Raw genomic sequence first — 17656 nt, forward strand, 5'->3', positions numbered from 1 at the left:
AACAAAACGCATATGCTCATGCTCTTCCGGACCGCGAGCGTCTCGCTCGCTCATGAGCTTGAGCGAGCGAGACGCTCGCGGTTCGGAAAAGCATGACGGGCTCATCGAGATCACGATCTGTGGGTCCTCAGTAGCCGATCGCGGCCCCGTCGCTGCGCGGATCGGAGCCGCCGATCCGTAGCCCGCTCGCCGGGTCGATGGTGATGCCGTGGGCGTGGCCGGCGGTCTCGCTCCAATCGCCCCAGCGGTTGACCAGGTGGCCGCGCTGCTCGAGCGCGTCGATCGTGCCGGGCGGGAATCGGGCCTCCATGTGCAACGTATCGCGTGCTTCGAGCAGGCCGAAACGGCCCGACAGGAAGCGCGGCGTTTCGAGCGCCTCCTGGATGTCGCGGCCGTGGTCGATCATGGCGACGTAGGTCTGCAGGTGGATCTGCGGCTGGCCGTCGGCGCCCATGCAGCCGACCGCGGCCCAGAACTTGTTGTCGCGGAAGGCGAGCGAGGCGATCAGGGTGTGCAGCGGCGTCTTGCCCGGCTCGACCTTGTTCGGGCTCTTCGGGTCGAGCGAGAAATAGGCCGAGCGATTCTGGAGAACCACGCCGGTGCTTCCGGCAACGACGGCCGACCCGAAGATGCCGTAGAGCGAATGGATCAGCGAGACCGCATTGCCTTCCTTGTCGACGGCGGCAATGTAGACCGTGTCGCCGGAAAGGCTGCCGTAGGACGGGACCTTGTCCCACGGCAGTGCTCGCGCCGGGTCGATGAGGGGGCGGCGCTCGTCGGCGTAGGATTTCGAGATCAGACGCTCGATCGGCACGTTGCTGAAGCGCGGGTCGCCGATGTGACGGTCGCGGTCGTGATAGGCGAGCTGCTTGGCCTGGATCATGAGGTGCACGTAGTCGGGCCCGAGGAACGGCTTGCTGCGGAGGTCGAGCGGTTCGAGCAGGTTCAGCATCTCGATCACCGCGAAGCCCTGGGTCGGCGGCGGCGTCTCGTAGATCGTCACGCCGCGATAGGTGCCCACGATCGGCTCGCCCCAACGCGCCTGCTGCGCCTTGAGGTCGCCTGCGGTGAAAAAGCCGCGGTTGGCCTGCGACCAGCGCACCAGCTCTTTCGCCACCTCGCCGTCGTAGAACCCGTGCCAGCCGTCGCTGGCGATCGCTTCGAGCGTGCGCGCGAGGTTCGGGTTCCTGAGCACCGGTCCGCGCGGGAGGAAGATCGCCGCGGCTTCCGGGCTCTTCTCCAGTTCAGGGCGCGCGATGTTGCGGAAGGTGGCGAGCCGCGCCGTCACCGGGAAGCCGTCGCGCGCGTAACCGATCGCGCTGTCGAGGCAACGCTTCAGCGGCAGGCGACCGTACGAAGCATGCGCCTCGGTCCAGCTTGCGACGGCACCGGGCACGGTGAGCGTTCCCGGCAGCACGCCGCGATAAGGCACCTCGGTGAGGCCACGCTCCGTGAAAGCGTCGATCGTGCCGCCGGACGTGGCGCGGCCGCCGCCGTCGATGTAGCGGACCTTGTTCGCCTTCGCGTCATGGATCAGCCAGAAGGCGTCGCCGCCGATACCGGTCATGTGCGGATAGAGCACCGACAAGGCGGCGCTCGTGGCGAGCGCGGCGTCGACGGCCGAGCCGCCGGCGCGCAGCACATCGACGCCGGCGGCGCTCGCCAGCGAATGCGGAGAGGTCACCATGCCGTTCGGCGCGAGCGTGGCCGGACGGCCCGTACGTATCTCTGTCATGAGAAGTTCTTAAGTCGTTTCGTGCGCGGTTGACAGGTCGGAGGCCTCGGCTTAACGCTTAACTCATAAGTTAACCATTGGATGGCTCGCAGTGCCGCATGGAGATTCTCGAGTCACCGACCTCGTCGAAAAGGCGTATCGGCGTGCGGTTCATGAGGCCGTTCAAAGCCCACAATGTCGCCGAATTCACCTTCGACCCTCGCGGCCCGAACACGACCGTCACCTGGGCAATGCTCGGCGAGGACTTCGAAGTCGGCTTGCAGAATCTCAAGGCAATCGCAGAGAGGTGACATGATCACACGAATCGCTCTCCTCGGTCTCGCGCTGGCTGCCATTTCCGGCGGCGTCGCCGCGCAGTCTTCCTCCGAGCTGCCGCCGGGCGTCTTCATGGGCGGCAAGACGCTCGCCGATGCGCGCGCCGGCACCTATACGATCGACCCCGACCACTGCTCGGTGCTCGCACGGGTCTCGCACATCGGCTACTCGTGGAGCGTCTTCCGCTTCAATCAGGCGAGCGGCAAGCTCACCTTCGATCCGGCGGCGCCGGAGAAGTCGACGCTGTCGGTTGCGGTGAGGACCGAGTCGATCACCTCCAACGTCAAGGACTTCGCCTACGAGCTGGCGGGCGACAACTACCTCAAGGCGGCGAAGTTCCCCGAGGCGACGTTCGTGTCGACGGCCTTCCACCGCACCGACGACACGCACGGCAAGGTCGACGGGCAGTTCACGCTGATGGGCGTCACCAAACCAGTGACGTTCGATGTCGAGCTGGTCGGCGTCGGCAAGGGTTGGGCCGAGAAGCCGCGGATGGGCGTGCACGCCGTCGCCTCCATCAAACCGCAGGATTTTGGATTGCCGGCGCTGTTCGGTCCCGCGATCGAGATCGTCGTCGACGCCGAGTTCGAGAGGGCGCCATGAACGTCGCGCTGCAGCCCGCCGACCACGCGCTCGAGCTGACGCGCGATCTCAAGGCGCGGCGCGAGCGCGTCTTCGCGGCCTGGACCGATCCCGAGCAGGCGGTACGCTGGTGGATGCCGCAGGAGTGGACCCTGGTCTCGTGCAAGATGGACGTGCGACCGGGCGGCGGCTGGCACCGGCGCATGCGCGGCCGCGACGGCAGCGTGATCGCCAAGTGGGGCGAATATCGCGAGATCGTGTCGCCGGAGCGCCTGGTCTTCACCTACAACACCGAGCATGCCGACGGCACGGTCGATGCCGAAACCCTGGTGACCGTTACCTTCGAGGATCTCGGCGGGCGGACGCGGCTCACCCTGCGCCACGAGGCATTCCAGTCCGGTGCAGCGAGCCTCAGCCATACCGGCGGCTGGACCGGCGCGTTGGAACGGCTCGTTCAGTTCACGTCAGCGGACTGAGCCATGGCCGGCGGCGGATTTTCCCGGGATCGCCTGACGCGTCTTCATCCTGCGCTGGCCGCGCACGTTGCCGCCGGCGACATGCCGGGCCTCGTCGCGCTGGTCAGCCGGTGCGGCGAGACCTGGGTCGAGGCGGTCGGAACGCAGTCGTTCGGCGGCGTGCCGATGCGGCGCGACACGATCTTCCGCATCTCTTCGATGACCAAGCCGGTGATCGCCACCGCAACGCTGATGCTGGTCGAGGAATGCAAGCTGCGCCTCGACGATCCGGTCGACGCTTTTCTGCCCGAGCTTGCCAGCCGTCAGGTGTTGAAGAGCCTCGAGAGTGCGGTCGACGACACGGTGCCGGCGAAGCGACCGATCACGACGCGCGATCTGCTCACCTTCACCTTCGGCATGGGCGCGGTGATGGTGTGGCCCGCCAGGCATCCGATCCAGAAGGCTGCGGCCGACCTGGGGCTGGCGCCCGGCCCGTTCCAGCTCGACATCACGGCCGACGAATTCATGAAGCGGCTCGGCACCTTGCCGCTGGTCTACCAGCCGGGCGAGCGCTGGCTCTACCACACCGGCTCCGATGTGCTCGGCGTGCTGATCGCGCGGGCGAGCGGCCAGTCGCTCGAGGCGTTCCTGCAGGAACGGCTGTTCGCGCCCCTCGGTATGCGCGACACCGGCTTCCACGTCCCGGCCGCCAAGCTCGATCGCCTCGCCAGCGCGTACCTGATGGACCCGCAGAAGAAGGCGCTCGCCTTCTTCGACGATGCCGCCAACAGCCGCTGGAGCAAGCCGCCGCCGTTCGCGGCGGGCGGCTCGGGGCTGGTGTCGACGGTCGACGACTTCCACGCCTTCTATCGCATGCTGATGAATGATGGCGTGCATGGGCGCGAGCGCATCCTCGCGCGGCCGACAGTCGCGCTGATGACCTCCGACCAGCTCACCGAGTCCCAGAAGCAGGGCGCCGAACTGTTCTTCGGCCATGGCGCGAGCTGGGGCATGGGCGGCGCGGTGGTGACGCGGCGCACCGACATCTTCGCCACGCCGGGCCGCTTCGGCTGGGACGGCGGCTATGGCACCTCGGCCCATCTCGATCCGGCCGAGGACATGATCGGCATCCTGATGACCCAGCGAATGATGGACGCGCCGGTGCCGCCGCGCGTGTTCCGCGATTTCTGGACCTCGGCCTATCAGGCCTTCGACGACTGACCGGGGAACGTGCCATGTCGATCGAAGTGAGCGCCTTCCGCTGGGTTCCGCCGTTTGCGCAAGGTTACGTGCGCGACCTGCGCGTCCGCTGGGCGCTGGAGGAAGCGGCGCTGGCCTACCAGGCGGCGCTCGTCGACCAGCAGGCCTGCGCGTCTGCCGGCTACCGGCAGTGGCAGCCGTTCGGCCAGGTGCCGGCCTATCGGGATGGCGAGGTTGAGCTGTTCGAATCGGGCGCGATCGTGCTGCACATCGCAGCGAAGTCGGAGGCGCTGGCTCCGGCCGACGAGGCGGGGCGGGCGCGCACCACGGCGTGGGTGATCGCAGCGCTCAACTCGATCGAGCCCTACGCGCAGATGCTGATCCATTTCAAGGAGAGCAGGGTGCAGGCCGAGTCGCTGCTGAACCGGCGGCTGGAACCTCTCTCGGCCTGGCTCGACGGCAAGGACTATCTCGAGGGCCGCTTCACTGCCGGCGACCTGATGATGACCGCAGTGCTGCGCGAGTTGGTCGATTCCGGCACGCTCGCGCGCTTCCCAGTGCTCGACGCCTACCGGAAGCGCTGCGAGGCGCGTCCCGCCTTCGGGCGAGCGCTCGAGGCACAGATGCAGGTGTTTCGCGACAATGCACCTGCCCAACCCTAGCCAGAGGAGAAACAATGAACGTGCAGCCCTATCTGTATTTCGGCGGCAAGTCGGAAGAAGCGATCGAGTTCTACAAGGGCGCGATCGGCGCCAAGGTCGAGATGCTGATGCATTTCAAGGACATGCCGCCCGACCAGAAGTCGATGATGCCGCCGGGCAGCGACGGCAAGGTGATGCATGCCTGCATCAAGGTCGGCGATTCGTCGATCTTGCTGTCCGACGGCAATTGCGACGGCAAGCCGACCTTCTCGGGCGTCACCCTCACCATCAACGCCACCAGCGACGCCGAGGCCGACAAGCTCTTCGCGGCGCTTGGACAGGGCGGGCAGGTTCAGATGCCGCTCGCCGAGACCTTCTTTGCCAGCCGCTTCGGCATGGTCGCGGACAAGTTCGGCATGTCATGGATGGTCATCAACGCCAAGCCGATGGGCTGAGGCTGAACCTCAGAAATTGACTTCATTTAGCCTCCCTCCCCCGCCGCGCGGGAGAGGGAAGCGAGATGCGTCGTGCTCTACGCCTTGTCGATGTTGGCGCTGCGCAGCGGCACGCCGAACTCGCGTCGGCAGACTTCGGCCAGGACCTCGACTCCCTTCTTGATGGTTTCGGGGTCCGGGTTGGCGAAGCAAAGCCGCAGCCGGCTGCGGGCGTATTCCTTGTCAGTCGACCATTCGGGGCCGGGATTGAGCGACACGCCCGCGGCCAGCGCGGCCTGGCCCAGCTTCACCGTGTCGACGTTGTCGGGCAGCTTGATCCAGAGATAGATGCCGCCCGGCGGATCGCCGAACTCGGCCGCGGTGCCGAACTGCTCGGCCAGCGCCTCGCGGAGCACCTGCAGCTTATGGCTCAGTGCCTTGTTGAGCTTGGGCACGTGGCTGGCGAAGTGCTTGGCACAGAACTCCGCCAGCACCATCTGCTCGAGCGCGCCTGAGCCCGCGTCCTGCTTCAGCCCGAGGATGCGGGCGAGGATCTCCCATTTGGCGACGATGTAGCCGACCCGCAGGGCCGGAGCGATCGACTTGGAGAAGGAGCCGACGAAGATCACGCCATCGCCGCCGGCGAGGGAGTAGATCGAACGCGGCCGCTCTCCGTTCCAGACGAGGTCGGAGTAGCATTCGTCCTCGAAGATCATCACGCCGTATTCACGGGCGATGGCGATCAGCTCCTTGCGCCGCGCCTCGGGCATGATCGAACCGGTCGGGTTCTGCACGGTCGGGATGGTGTAGATGTACTTCGGCTTGATGCCCTTGGCTTTGAGCTCCTCGAGCTTGGCCTTCAGCGCATCCATGCGCATGCCGTCCGAATCGAGCGGGATGCCGATGATATTGACGCCGAACTTGGCCAGCCGGGTCAGCGCGCCGCCATAGGTTTCCTTCTCGATCAACACCGTGTCGCCCTTGCCGAGCAGCAGCGTGTTGACGAGGTCTAGTCCCTGCAGGGAGCCCGAAGTGACCAGGATCTCGTCGGGCGAGCACTCGATGCCGGCATGGCCCTTGAGCTTGGCCGACAGGAACTCGCGCAGCGGCCGGTAGCCGAGCGGGCCGCTGTTCAACCCGTAGGTCGCCAGCGTCGGTCCCTCGCGCCGCAACACACTGGTCGCCGCCTCGATCAGCGCATCGACGGGCACGTTCTCGGCATCGTTATGGCCGCCGACGAAATTGTACTTCGGGAAGCCGTTCCACTTGGCGGCGGGCGCGGGTGTGCCCGGCGCGAGCAGGGGTGCGACATCGAACGGTGCAGTCATCGGGCTTCCTCGAACGCTTTTCCTTGTGGGGTAATTGCTGGGGCAAGTCCGCCGTCTTGGCAACTTGATTCAGATCATGGCCGATCAGCAGCCCGCGGCGATGCTGCGGCATGTCGATCTGCGATCCCTTACCCAGCGATCCTTGGGTCGTCGACCTGGTGCCGGCGGAACCCCTCAAGCTTCACGTGCCGCCGCTCAGGCGCACGGATTCGAATTCGCCGCTGTTGCGTACGGTCGGCAACACGCTGGCCTTCGTGTCGCACTACCAGCCGCGCGGCCACACGCTGCGCTGCGCGTCAGCCGGCCGATGGCCCGACGGCACCTGGTCGCCGGTTCGGTTCATCGACGATCCTGCACCGGAGATGGGCAAGTGGATCCAGTCGGTCTGGCGGGCGCCCGACGGTCCCCTGTTCGGCTGGTACCATGCCGAGGAATTGGCACCCGGCGACCGGCGGCTCTTCCTGCCGCATATTGGCGCCATTGTCTCGCACGACGACGGCCGGAGCTGGCGTTTCCTCGGCGATCTCCTACGCCGTCCGCTGGCAGAAGCCGACTGCAGCTTCGCCAACGGCTTCCTGGCCGGCGGCTACGGCGATTTCTGCGTCGTGCCGGACCGCGCCGGGCAATGGTTCTACCTGCACTATTCCTGTTACCTGCCCGACGAAAGCTGGCAGGGCGTCTCGGTGGCGCGCTACCGGGTCGCCGCGCGCGAACAGCCGGCCGGCCTCGAATTCTGGCGCGACGGGAAGTGGCAGGGCGACGAGGCGACGCCGCTCTTTGCCGTGACACGCGGCTGGCGTCACCGAGACCCGGCCGCCTACTGGGGGCCGGCCGTCCACTACAATCGCGCCCTCGACCTGTTCGTCATGCTGCTGAACCGCACGCAGGACGGCAATGCTGACATCGTGCAGCGCGGCGTCTACATCACCTTCAACGCCGATCCCGGCGATCCGGCCGGCTGGTCACCGCCGCTACAGATCGTCGAGGATGGCAGCTGGTATCCGCAGGCAATCGGCACAGGTGCCGACGAAGGCGATACCGTTGCGGGCGCCGAACCGCGCTTTTTCATGTCCGGCTTCTCGGCCTGGACGCTGAGGTTCCGGCGCGGCACGTCGTCTCCGCCGGTGCGTATCGGGCGCGAAACCTTCGCCGGCCTGTTTGGCGTCGGACCGCGGTGACCCTCAGGCGTTGGCGCGGAACGACCTGGCGTCGGCCATATCCCACGGAGTCCGCCAACGCGGATTGTTCGTGCCGTCGAGCAGTTCCCGCTCGCGCAGGCTCGGATAGAGATCGGCGAAGGTCGCCACGTCGCTGCGCGACACCCGATGGGAGATGTGAACGAGCCGGAACTGGTTGGGATGATCGAGTCCGGCAGCGGCAGTGAGGTCGGCCAGCGCGTGGATCGTCGCCGTGTGGAAGTTGGCGACGCGATGGAGCTTGTCCTCGACGTCCAGCGCCTTCTGCCTGTCCGGGTCCTGGGTCGCCACCCCGGTCGGGCATTTGTCGGTATGGCAGCTCAGCGACTGGATGCAGCCGACGGCGAACATGAAGCCGCGGGCGGCGTTGCACCAGTCGGCGCCGAGTGCCATGGCGCGCGCAATGTCGAAGCCCGAAATGATCTTGCCCGAGGCGCCGAGCCTGATGCGCTGACGCGCGCCGATACCGATCAGGGCGTTGTGCACGAAGGAAAGGCCCTCGCGCATCGGCTTGCCGAGATGGTCGATGAATTCGAGCGGCGCGGCGCCGGTGCCGCCCTCCTTGCCGTCGACCACGATGAAGTCCGGATAGATGCCGGTCTCGATCATCGCCTTGCAGATCGCCAGGAATTCCCATTCGTGGCCGACGCAAAGCTTGAATCCGGCCGGCTTGCCGCCTGACAGGCGGCGCATTTCGGCGATGAACTGCATCATCTCGATCGGAGTCGAGAAGGCCGAATGGCGCGCGGGTGAGATGCAGTCCTGGCCGGTCGGCACGCCCCGTGTCAGCGAGATCTCGACGCTGACCTTGGGCGCGGGCAGCATACCGCCATGGCCGGGCTTGGCGCCCTGGCTCATCTTAAGCTCGACCATCTTGATCTGCTCGTTGGAGGCGGTCGCGGCGAACTTCTCGGCCGAGAAGGTGCCGTCGGGATTGCGGCAGCCGAAATAGCCCGAGCCGATCTCCCACACGATGTCGCCGCCGCCCTCCCGGTGATAGGGACTGTAGCCGCCCTCGCCGGTATCGTGCGCGAAGCCGCCGAGCTTGGCGCCGCCGTTCAGCGCGCGTATCGCGTTGGCCGACAACGAACCGAAGCTCATGGCGGAGATGTTGAACACCGACGCCGAATAAGGCTTGGTGCAATCCGGTCCGCCGATGGTGACGCGGAACGGCTCCTTGCTGGGCGCCGTCGGCGACATCGAATGGCTGATCCATTCGAAACCCGGCTCATAGACGTTGTAAGTCGTGCCGAACGGACGCACGTCGAGCACGCGCTTGGCACGTTGGTAGACGATGGCGCGCTTGTCGCGGCTGAACGGCAGCCCGTCTTTCTCGTCCTCGAAGAAATACTGCCGCAGTTCCGGACGGATCGATTCGAGGATGAAGCGCAGGTGCGCGGCAATCGGATAGTTGCGCAGAACGGCGCTAGGTTTCTGCCAGAGGTCGCGCAGGCCGACCGCGAGGAAGAAGACGGCGATGCCGAAGCCGATCCAAAGCCAGATGTGATTTGGATGCAGCGCCAGCGCCACGGCGAAAGCCGCGCTCAGGACGATCGCCATGACGAACGGCAGATATCGAATCTCGAACATCAGGAACAGTCTGGACATTTTCGCTCCCCCCGGAGGACGTTATTTCGGTCTTGGATCAGGCAGCCCGGAATCGGGCTTCGGCAGACGGCCGCTCCGCATCAGCTTGACCGCCGCCACCAAGGCACGGGCGGCGTTGCGTGTCTCCTCCTGAAATGCGCGGTCGGCGTCGAGTGCCTGATGGCTTTCGGCATACGGCTCGTAGTAGCCGATATAGCGGTCGATCTCGGCGGCGTGGCCCGCGCCGATCAGGCCCATGTCGCCCAGCCAGTCCGACAGCGAGCGGCGCAGGTTCTCGGTTCCAGCAGAGTCGCCATGCACGACGACCGAGAATACCCGGCCGGCGAGATGGCGCGGGAAATCCCAGCCCTTCATCTCGATCTCCTTGGCCTTCTCCGGGTCCTTGCCCGAGGTCGAAGTCGGGTCCGGATTGCCGCCGTCGGCGCACACGAGGCGGTCGATCATCGCCTTCAGTACAGTTGGTGCCTGATACCAGTGCACCGGTGTCACGATCATGACGCCGTGCGCGGCCGCCCACATGGGATAGATCTCGCCCATCCAGTCGTTGGTCTGGCCGAGCGAATGGTTGGGGTAGCAGGAGCACGGCCAGTGACAGAGCGGCATCGCGGTCGACACGCAGGCCTTGCAGGGATGGATGTGGCGGCCGAACTCCGAGGTCAGCCGGTTTAGGTCGAGCCGCTCGACCTCGAAATCGGGCTCGCGCGCGATCACCTCTTCGGCGATCTCCATCAGCCGGAAGCTCTTGGACATCTCGCCCGGACAGGTCTGGTCGCTGCGCGGCGAGCCGTCGATCAGCAGGATGCGCGACTTCGACGAGGGGGATTTCTGCCGCCGCTCGGCTTCATGGATCGCATCACGCTGCGCCAGCCACTCGACCGACAGCTCGTACGCGGGATCGGCGTAACCAGACCCGGCTGGCCGCGTGTAAGGTGCCTTTCGGCTGTCGTCGTACACGTCCCAGGCGGCGTCGACGATCTTGCCGATCTCGGCCTGCAGCGGCTCGAATGCCGGATCCTGGAACCGCTGCTTCAGTCGTTCGGCGAATTGCGCCTTGTCGAGCTGGACGCTCGGCATGCCCTTGCGGACGGTTATTCTTGCCATACGACCTCCCTGGCCAGGGGAGGATAACGCCTAGGCCCGGCGCGGGCTCCGGGAAATCGCCTGCAGGGCCTTGAGGTGCGTGGCGGTCGCGGACAGCGCCTTGCGCTCGATCGCGCGGTAATGGCGGATGAGCTCCTGGCCGCGCGGGGTCAGCACGGCGCCGCCGCCCGCCCGGCCCCCGGTCTGGGCAGTGACCAATGGCTCCTCGAAGGTGCGGTTGATCTCGGACACCAACTCCCAGGCTCGCTTGTAGGACATGCTCATGGCTCGACCCGCTGCGGAGATCGAGCCTTCGTTTTCGATCTGCTCGAGCAGGGCGACCTTGCCGGGGCCGAGCCGGCCCTCGTCGTCGAAATCGATGCGGATGCTGAGACGAGGCATCGTTGGCTCCTAGCTACGCTCGAAGGAAACACTTTTGATCACGGCGAACACCGGCCGCCCGGGGGCGAGCGCCAGGCGCTGAACCGATTTTGTGGTCAGGCGGGCCATGAGAGTGGTGCCGTTGCAGTCGAGTCGGACATCGGCCTGTGCGCCGCTCTCGGAAATCCCGACGACCTTGCCGGCCAGCACATTCAGCGCGCTGATGTCCTGTGGCGGCTGCAGCGAGAGCATGACGTCGCGCGAGCGGATGTAGGCGCGTACGCTTGCGCCGACGGCGGCTGCGAGCTTCGGCACCTGCAGCTCGCCGGCTGCCGACGTGAGCGCGGTGAGCTGGAACCTCTCGTCGTGTCCGGCCACGACTGCTTCGAGCACGCTGCCGCCGTCGCTCGCGTCGGCGAGCGGCAGGATGTCGAGCACCGGCCCGACCGCGGTGACCTTGCCCTCGCTCAGGATGACGACCGTGGTCGCGAGCCGGGCCACCTCGGCGACGGAGTGGCTGACGTAGAGAATCGGTACCCCCGTCCCGTCGCGCAGCCGCTCGATGTAGGGAAGGATTTCCGCCCGCCGCGCCTCGTCGAGCGAGGCGAGCGGCTCGTCCATCAGCAGCAGGCGCGGATGGGCGAGCAGCGCGCGGCCGATCGCCACCCGCTGCTTCTCGCCGCCCGACAGCGAATCCGGCTTACGCTCTGTCAGGGCGGCGATGCCCAGCAGGTCGACGATCGAGCCGAAGTCGCCTGCGGCGCCGCCATCGCCGCGCGAGAACCAGCGTCCATAGAGCAGGTTCTGGCGCACGGTGAGATGGGGGAAGAGGCGGCTGTCCTGAAAAACGTAGCCGATGCGGCGCCGGTGCTTCGGGACGAACACACCGCGCGCGGTGTCGACCAGCGTCTGTCCGTCGACCGCGACCTTGCCGCGCTGGGGCTTGATCAGGCCGGCCACGATGTCGACCAGGCTCGACTTCCCCGAGCCCGAGCGGCCGAACAGAGCCGTCACACCCGGCTGCGACGTGAAGCGCGCGGCGAGCCGGAAGGTGCCGCGCGTGTGCTCGATGTCGATGTCGAGGCTCATGCCGCCAGGTGCCGGGCGCCGATGCGGCGAGCGAGGAGTTCCGAGCCGAGGAGGGCAGCCATGGAGATCGCGATCGACACTGCGGTCAACCGCAAGGCGCCGGCGTCGCCGCCTGGGATCTGCGTGAGGGTGTAGATCGCCGAGGGCAGGGTCTGCGTCTCGCCCGGAATGTTCGACACGAAGGTGATGGTGGCGCCGAATTCGCCCATCGCCTTGGCGAAGGACAGGATCGCGCCGGCGATCACGCCGGGCAGGCAGAGCGGCAGGGTGATGGTGGCAAACACCCACATCGGGTTGGCGCCCAGCGTGCCCGCCGCGCTCTCCAGCTTCGTGTCGACGGCCTCGATCGAAAGTCGGATGGCGCGCACCATCAGCGGAAAGCCCATGACCGCGCAGGCGAGCGCCGCGCCGGTCCAGCGGAAGGCCAACACGATGCCGAACGTCTGGTCGAGGAAGGCGCCGATCGGGCCGCGCCGGCCGAACAGGATCAGCAGCAGATAGCCGGTCACCACCGGCGGCATGATCAGCGGCAGGTGCACGACGGTGTCGAGCAGGCCTTTGCCCCAGAACCGCCGGCGCGCCAGCAGCCAGGCGATGGCGACGCCGGGGGGCAGGCTCGCCGCCGTCGCGGTGACGGCGACCAGCAGGCTGAGCCGGACCGCCGTCCATTCCTCCTCCGTCATGCCGAGGTGATGGATTTCACCAGAACCGTGAAGCCCTGCTTCTCGAAGGCCGGTCGCGCCTGGATCGTCTTGAGGTAGTCCAGGAACGGCCTGGCGTCGGCGGACTTCGCCTCCCTGGTCACCGCCGCCGGATAGATGATCGGCGGATGGGAATCCTCGGGAAAGCTGCCGACGATCTTCACGTTCGGCTCCGCAGCAGTATCGGTTGCGTAGACGATGCCGAGGGCCGCTTCGCCCCGCGCCACCAGCACGAGCGCCGCGCGCACATTCTCGGCCTGGGCAACGTTGCTTTTCACGCCATCCCAGGCGCCGAGCTTCTCGAGCGCGGCCTTGCCGTACTTGCCGGCCGGCACGGCATCGACATTCGCCATGGCGAGCTTGCCGCCGGCCAGCACCTTGGCGAGGTCGAAGCCCTGCTTCACCTCGACCGTGGCCTTCGAATCCCTGGGCGCGATCAGCACGATCTTGTTGCCGAGCAGGTTCACGCGGGTATCGGCCTTGATCAGGTCCTTCCTGGCGACATAGTCCATCCAGTCGAGATCGGCCGAGATGAACAGGTCGGCCGGCGCGCCCTGCTCCATCTGCTTGGCGAGCGCCGAGCTCGCCGCGTAGGAGATCCTGGGCATCGGCTTGCCGGTGTCCCTGGCCCAGCCGCTGGCAATTTCGTCGAGCGCGTTCTTGAGGCTGGCAGCGGCGAAGACCACAAGGCTGCGAGCCTGCGCCCGTGCCGCCGCTGCCGGCACCACGGCCGTCGCCAAGGCAAGACCCAGCCATTCGCGGCGCTTCATCGACAAACCCATACACGGCCTCCCTTCAGGACGTCGGTATAGTCCCTCGGATATAGCGACTCGTCCAGAGGCGTTTGAGGAAGAAGGTGAGACGCTGCAGTCCGGCCAGCGCGACGACCGCGAGCCCGGCCAGCAGGACTTTCAGCGTCGGCCGGGGCGCGAGGTCGGGATCGATGTCGGCCTTGAGGATGCGCATCGGATCGACGTGGTTCACCAGCCCGTACCACGCGATCTCGAAGGCGAGGGCAGCCACGGTCGCGCCGACCGCGAGCAGCAGCAGGCCGAACCAGCGTGTACGCAGCGTCGTAGGCATCCAGCGCCAGATCATCAGCCAGGCGAACAGGCCGGCCGCCACTGTCGCCTCGCCGACATTGGCCTTGGACTGGATGAAGAAATGCAGGATGGCCAGCACGGCGGCTGGATAGACCAGCCAGTGCAGGCGCTTCCAGTTGCGCCGCAGCCGCCGCTGCCAGCCGTTGGTCGAGGTGATGGCCAGCGCTGCGAGCACCAGCAGCGCTGCGAAGCCGATCGTGAGATAGAAGCGCTTCACGATCTCCAGCGCGACCACGACGAGGTCCCATTTCTGGTCGGCCACGTAGATAAAGAAGTGCAGGCCGGCATAGAGCGCGGCGGCAACGCCGACCCGGCGGCGGATTTGCGTCAGCGGCATCCAGTCGTAGACGCTGCGCGCGGGCGTGAGCGCCAGCGAGCAGAGCAGGAAGACGACGGCCCAGTCGCCGGTGATATGGGTCGCCTCGGTCACCGGGCGCGCGCCGAGATCGTCGCTGTACCAGCGCCACGCCAGGTCGAGGGCGGGCAGGCAAAGCCCGATCAGCGTCACCAGACGCAGCCAGAAGACCACTTTCACGATAGACATCGGCCAACTCTAGAGTATCGGCGCGCACGAGGCGCTCAAACTTGCGTCAGCACCTGCCGCAATCACGCCACAGGTCGCGCAGCCCAGACCAGGCCATGCCACGGCCTGCCGTCGTACATGTGGGAGAAGTCGCGCGCCGGGTCGCGCTGCAGGCCGAGACGTCGCATGACGGCCTGCGATCGCGCATTGTCGTGTGAGGTGTAGGCCAGCACTTCGCCGAGGCCGATCCTGGTAAACACGTCGAGCAGGGCCGCGGCTGCCGCCTCCGTCGCGTAGCCCCGACCCCACGCCGACCGCGCCAGCCGCCAGCCGATGTCCATATGAGGGCCGAGCGGATGATCCGGCGGCCGCGGCATCACGCCCGCGTAACCCAGGAAAAGCTGCTGCGCATCCTCGAGTGCCCATCGGCAGAAGCCGCGCTTCTCGAAGGCCGCGACATAGCGGTCGAATTTGGCGTCGCTTTGGGCTCGGTCGAGAGGTCCGCCAAGATCCCAGGTCGTCTCGGGATCGGCATTCAGCGCGGCGAAGGCGTCGCGATCCGTCTCCCGCCAACGCCGCAGCGTCAGGCGGGCGGCTCGCAGCATCACGGCCGGTCGTTGCCGAACAGAAAGCGGTAGGTGCCGACGACCGGCGCCGTTCGGGTGCCGAATGGCTTCAGGGCGGCCATCTTGAACAGCGAGCGGGCCGCCGCTCCCGTCGCCGCGGGATCCGAACCTTCCAGCAGGACCACCCATTCGACCTCGTCCGCCCGAGGATTGTCCATGCTCCTTGATTGCAGGGGCGCGTTGGCGATCTCCAGGTCGTTCTCTGCAACGGCTGCGCCTGTCATGCCGGGCAAGGCAATCGCGCGCGGAAGGATTTCGCGCAACCAGTCGAGCAACGGTGCGTGCATGGCCGGATCGGGCACGAAGCGCACTGTGGTGAGTGCCCCGCCCGCGCCGTGTGCCAGGTCGATCTGGATGCGGAGCGTAAGCCGCCGGAAGTACGTGAAGCGGGCGATCACCGCCTGGCTCCATGGCGTCTGGTTGGCGAGCAGCGCAAGGTAGCCGGGCGTCGCCAGATCGGCGACGGTATCGCATTCGTAGGTTGCAAGGTACTTGGGCGAGGCGCGCACCGCGACATACCGGCGGGCACGATGGAAGCCCGGCAGGTTCACCCGCTCGTCGATATGCTCGCGATTGTACCACTCGTTGAAGTCGCGCTCGTGGGGCGGCTTCACCTCGTTGTACACGATCAGCATTCCCTTGCCGTGCAGAGGCATGGCCTCAGTCTACGCTGCTTGCCTCAAATGCAGAAGTCTCCTTTCGGTGCCGGTCATTCGAACATAGCGCAAATGACGCGATCTGACGGGACCAGGCCGGACACGATGCGCTAGTCTGTCCAGGCGGAGGAAACACCATGAAGATTGCCAAGATCGAAGATCTGCATTGCGACGCCGGCTGGCGCGATTTCTCGTTTCTCAAGATTACCACCGACGACGGCATCGTCGGCTGGTCTGAATACAACGAGGGCTATGGCAGCGCCGGCATCACCGCCGTGATCCGCCGCATGGCCGCCGGCCTGATCGGCGAGAACCCGCGGGCGATCGAGCGCATCATGTCGATGCAGTATGCCATCACCCGCCAGGCGCCGGGCGGCATCAACCAGCAGGCCATGGCGGCGGTCGAGAATGCGCTGCTTGACGTCAAGGCCAAGTCGCTCGGCGTGCCGGTCTACGAGCTGTTCGGCGGCAAGGTGCGCGACCGGCTGCCGCTCTACTGGTCGCATTGCGGCAGCTATCGATTCCGCAATGCCGAGATGATGGGCGTCGAGCCGGTGCGCTCGCTCGATGACGTGGTCAAGCTCGGCAAGCACGTCAAGGAACGCGGCTTCAAGGCGTTGAAGACGAATATCTTCCGCTTCGACCTCACCCCGGCCAACATGCACCAGCCGGGCTTCGGGCGGACGCCGGGCGGGCCGGAGCTCAATGCCGACGGCGCCACGCTTGCGGCGATCAGCGACGGGCTGGCGGCGTTCCGCCAGGGCGCGGGCCACGAGATGGGCATCCTGCTCGACACCAACTTCAACTTCAAAACCGAAGGCTACATCAAGGTCGCGCGGACCTGCGAGCCGTACAACCTGTTCTGGCTCGAGATCGACTCCTACGATCCCGAGGGGCTGCGCCTGATCCGCGACCGCGCCTCGATGCCGATCGCCTCGTGCGAATCGCTGTTCAGCCGCCGCCAGTTCCGGCCGTTCTTCGAGAACCGCTCGATCGACGTGTCGATCATCGACGTGCCGTGGAACGGGCTGGCCGAGTCCTACAAGATCTCGACCATGGCGGAAGCGTACGAGATCAACTGTGCGCCGCATAATTTCTATGGCCACATGTCGACCCTCATGAGCGCCAACCTGTGCGCCGCGATGCCCAATTTCCGTATCATGGAAATCGATATCGACGACGTGCCGTGGAAGGACGATCTGGTCACGCATCCACCAGTCATAGAGAATGGCGAGCTGATCGTGCCGACCCGGCCGGGCTGGGGTGCCGACATCAACGAGGAGGCGGTCAAGGCGCATCCGCCGAAGAACCCGCATCCTTAAGAGGGGAAAACCGAGATGGTCTACGAGCTTCGTACCTACACACTCATTCCCGGCAAGATGCCGGAATATCTCAAGGCTGCCGAGACGATCGGCCGGCCGGCCCGTGGCAACAACTACGGTGTCAACCACGGCTACTGGACGTCGGAGTTCGGCGCCCTGAACCAGATCTGGCATCTCTGGAAGTACGACAGCTACGAGGAGCGCACCCGCCTGCGCAACGAGCTGCAGAAGAACAAGGACTGGACCGAGAAGTACGTTCCGATCGTGAAGACCTGCGTCCAGCGCCAGGACCTGCGCCTGATGAACCCGGTGGTCGACATCAAGCCCTCCGACGGCACGACGGGCAACGTCTATGAGCTGCGCATCTATACCTGCAACCTTGGCGGCGCCGTGCAGTACGGCAAGGACTTCAAGGAGGTCCAGGCGGCGCGCGAGAAGTATTCGCCGATCTGGGGTGCGTGGACGGGCGAGTTCCCGCAGCCCAACGAGTGGCTCCACATGTGGCGCTACAAGAACCTCGAGGAGCGGTTCAAGGCGCGTTCGGACGCGATGAAGGACCCGGCGTGGCAGGCCTATCTCGCCAAGGGCCCGGCCAAGCTGCAGTCGATGTTCTCGACCTTGTTGCTGCCGACGAACTACTCGCCGTTGAAGTAGAGTTTTCGTTCCTCCCCTTCGCGGAGT

Annotated in this window: 20 protein-coding genes; 9 read left to right on the forward strand and 11 right to left on the reverse strand. The window is 66.3% G+C overall.

Annotated elements, in window-relative coordinates:
• Positions 1–127: 127 nt before the first annotated feature.
• Entirely contained in the window at positions 128–1735 is a 1608-nt protein-coding gene (gene ggt, locus ACQY8M_RS08280) for a gamma-glutamyltransferase (protein WP_428670729.1), read from the reverse strand.
• 152 nt (positions 1736–1887) lie between these two features.
• Here ggt and ACQY8M_RS08285 point away from each other — a divergent pair, with 152 nt between their 5' ends.
• From ACQY8M_RS08285 to ACQY8M_RS08310, 6 genes are read left to right on the forward strand one after another with little or no spacing between them, the layout of a single operon-like run.
• Positions 1888–2025 carry a hypothetical protein gene (locus ACQY8M_RS08285; protein ID WP_428670731.1) on the forward strand — a complete coding sequence of 46 codons (138 nt, stop codon included), beginning with the start codon at positions 1888–1890 and terminating at the stop codon, positions 2023–2025.
• A gap of 1 nt (position 2026) precedes the next feature.
• A complete protein-coding gene (locus ACQY8M_RS08290) occupies positions 2027–2653 on the forward strand; it encodes a YceI family protein (RefSeq protein WP_428670733.1) in 627 nt (208 codons plus the stop codon).
• Positions 2650–3108 (forward strand): SRPBCC family protein, encoded by a 459-nt coding sequence (locus ACQY8M_RS08295; RefSeq protein WP_428670735.1) that lies wholly within the window; start codon positions 2650–2652, stop codon positions 3106–3108. Before ACQY8M_RS08290 ends, ACQY8M_RS08295 begins: the two co-directional genes overlap by 4 nt.
• Before the next feature lie 3 nt (positions 3109–3111).
• A complete protein-coding gene (locus ACQY8M_RS08300; RefSeq protein ID WP_428670737.1) occupies positions 3112–4308 on the forward strand; it encodes a serine hydrolase domain-containing protein in 1197 nt (398 codons plus the stop codon).
• A 14-nt stretch (positions 4309–4322) separates the two neighbouring features.
• Positions 4323–4949 carry a glutathione S-transferase family protein gene (locus ACQY8M_RS08305; RefSeq protein WP_428670739.1) on the forward strand — a complete coding sequence of 209 codons (627 nt, stop codon included), beginning with the start codon at positions 4323–4325 and terminating at the stop codon, positions 4947–4949.
• Positions 4950–4963: 14 nt separating this feature from the next.
• Positions 4964–5383, forward strand: coding sequence for a VOC family protein (locus ACQY8M_RS08310; RefSeq protein ID WP_428670741.1), 420 nt, complete (start codon positions 4964–4966; stop codon positions 5381–5383).
• Between the two features lie 77 nt (positions 5384–5460).
• Here the strand turns inward: ACQY8M_RS08310 and ACQY8M_RS08315 are convergent, their stop codons facing one another.
• Positions 5461–6690, reverse strand: a complete 1230-nt coding sequence (locus ACQY8M_RS08315) for a PLP-dependent aminotransferase family protein (protein ID WP_428670743.1) — start codon at positions 6688–6690, stop codon at positions 5461–5463.
• 110 nt (positions 6691–6800) lie between these two features.
• Between ACQY8M_RS08315 and ACQY8M_RS08320 the strand changes: the two genes are divergently transcribed.
• Entirely contained in the window at positions 6801–7868 is a 1068-nt protein-coding gene (locus ACQY8M_RS08320) for a hypothetical protein (RefSeq protein ID WP_428670745.1), read from the forward strand.
• Positions 7869–7871: 3 nt separating this feature from the next.
• Here the strand turns inward: ACQY8M_RS08320 and ACQY8M_RS08325 are convergent, their stop codons facing one another.
• The 9 genes from ACQY8M_RS08325 to ACQY8M_RS08365 all read right to left on the reverse strand — a co-directional run bounded on the left by ACQY8M_RS08325 (position 7872) and on the right by ACQY8M_RS08365 (position 15653).
• Complete coding sequence (locus ACQY8M_RS08325) at positions 7872–9494, reverse strand: FMN-binding glutamate synthase family protein (protein WP_428670747.1); 1623 nt, start codon at positions 9492–9494, stop codon at positions 7872–7874.
• A 21-nt stretch (positions 9495–9515) separates the two neighbouring features.
• Positions 9516–10595 (reverse strand): flavodoxin family protein, encoded by a 1080-nt coding sequence (locus ACQY8M_RS08330; RefSeq protein WP_428670749.1) that lies wholly within the window; start codon positions 10593–10595, stop codon positions 9516–9518.
• A gap of 30 nt (positions 10596–10625) precedes the next feature.
• Positions 10626–10976, reverse strand: a complete 351-nt coding sequence (locus ACQY8M_RS08335) for a winged helix-turn-helix domain-containing protein (protein ID WP_428670751.1) — start codon at positions 10974–10976, stop codon at positions 10626–10628.
• 9 nt (positions 10977–10985) lie between these two features.
• Entirely contained in the window at positions 10986–12044 is a 1059-nt protein-coding gene (modC, locus tag ACQY8M_RS08340; protein ID WP_428670753.1) for a molybdenum ABC transporter ATP-binding protein, read from the reverse strand.
• Positions 12041–12727: a molybdate ABC transporter permease subunit gene (gene modB / locus ACQY8M_RS08345; protein WP_428670755.1), complete on the reverse strand. Its 687-nt coding sequence runs from the start codon at positions 12725–12727 to the stop codon at positions 12041–12043. The genes modC and modB overlap by 4 nt, the downstream gene beginning before the upstream one ends.
• Positions 12724–13527 (reverse strand): molybdate ABC transporter substrate-binding protein, encoded by an 804-nt coding sequence (gene modA, locus ACQY8M_RS08350; protein ID WP_428670757.1) that lies wholly within the window; start codon positions 13525–13527, stop codon positions 12724–12726. Before modA ends, modB begins: the two co-directional genes overlap by 4 nt.
• Before the next feature lie 13 nt (positions 13528–13540).
• Complete coding sequence (locus ACQY8M_RS08355) at positions 13541–14392, reverse strand: sulfite oxidase heme-binding subunit YedZ (protein ID WP_428670759.1); 852 nt, start codon at positions 14390–14392, stop codon at positions 13541–13543.
• Positions 14393–14454: 62 nt separating this feature from the next.
• A complete protein-coding gene (locus ACQY8M_RS08360) occupies positions 14455–14976 on the reverse strand; it encodes a GNAT family N-acetyltransferase (RefSeq protein WP_428675337.1) in 522 nt (173 codons plus the stop codon).
• A complete protein-coding gene (locus ACQY8M_RS08365; RefSeq protein WP_428670761.1) occupies positions 14976–15653 on the reverse strand; it encodes a hypothetical protein in 678 nt (225 codons plus the stop codon). The genes ACQY8M_RS08360 and ACQY8M_RS08365 overlap by 1 nt, the downstream gene beginning before the upstream one ends.
• Before the next feature lie 137 nt (positions 15654–15790).
• Here ACQY8M_RS08365 and ACQY8M_RS08370 point away from each other — a divergent pair, with 137 nt between their 5' ends.
• Complete coding sequence (locus ACQY8M_RS08370; RefSeq protein WP_428670763.1) at positions 15791–16975, forward strand: mandelate racemase/muconate lactonizing enzyme family protein; 1185 nt, start codon at positions 15791–15793, stop codon at positions 16973–16975.
• Between the two features lie 15 nt (positions 16976–16990).
• A complete protein-coding gene (locus tag ACQY8M_RS08375; RefSeq protein WP_428670765.1) occupies positions 16991–17629 on the forward strand; it encodes an NIPSNAP family protein in 639 nt (212 codons plus the stop codon).
• Positions 17630–17656: the final 27 nt, after the last annotated feature.

The organism is Reyranella sp. (assembly GCF_965279465.1).
In the GTDB taxonomy this organism is placed as follows: domain Bacteria; phylum Pseudomonadota; class Alphaproteobacteria; order Reyranellales; family Reyranellaceae; genus Reyranella.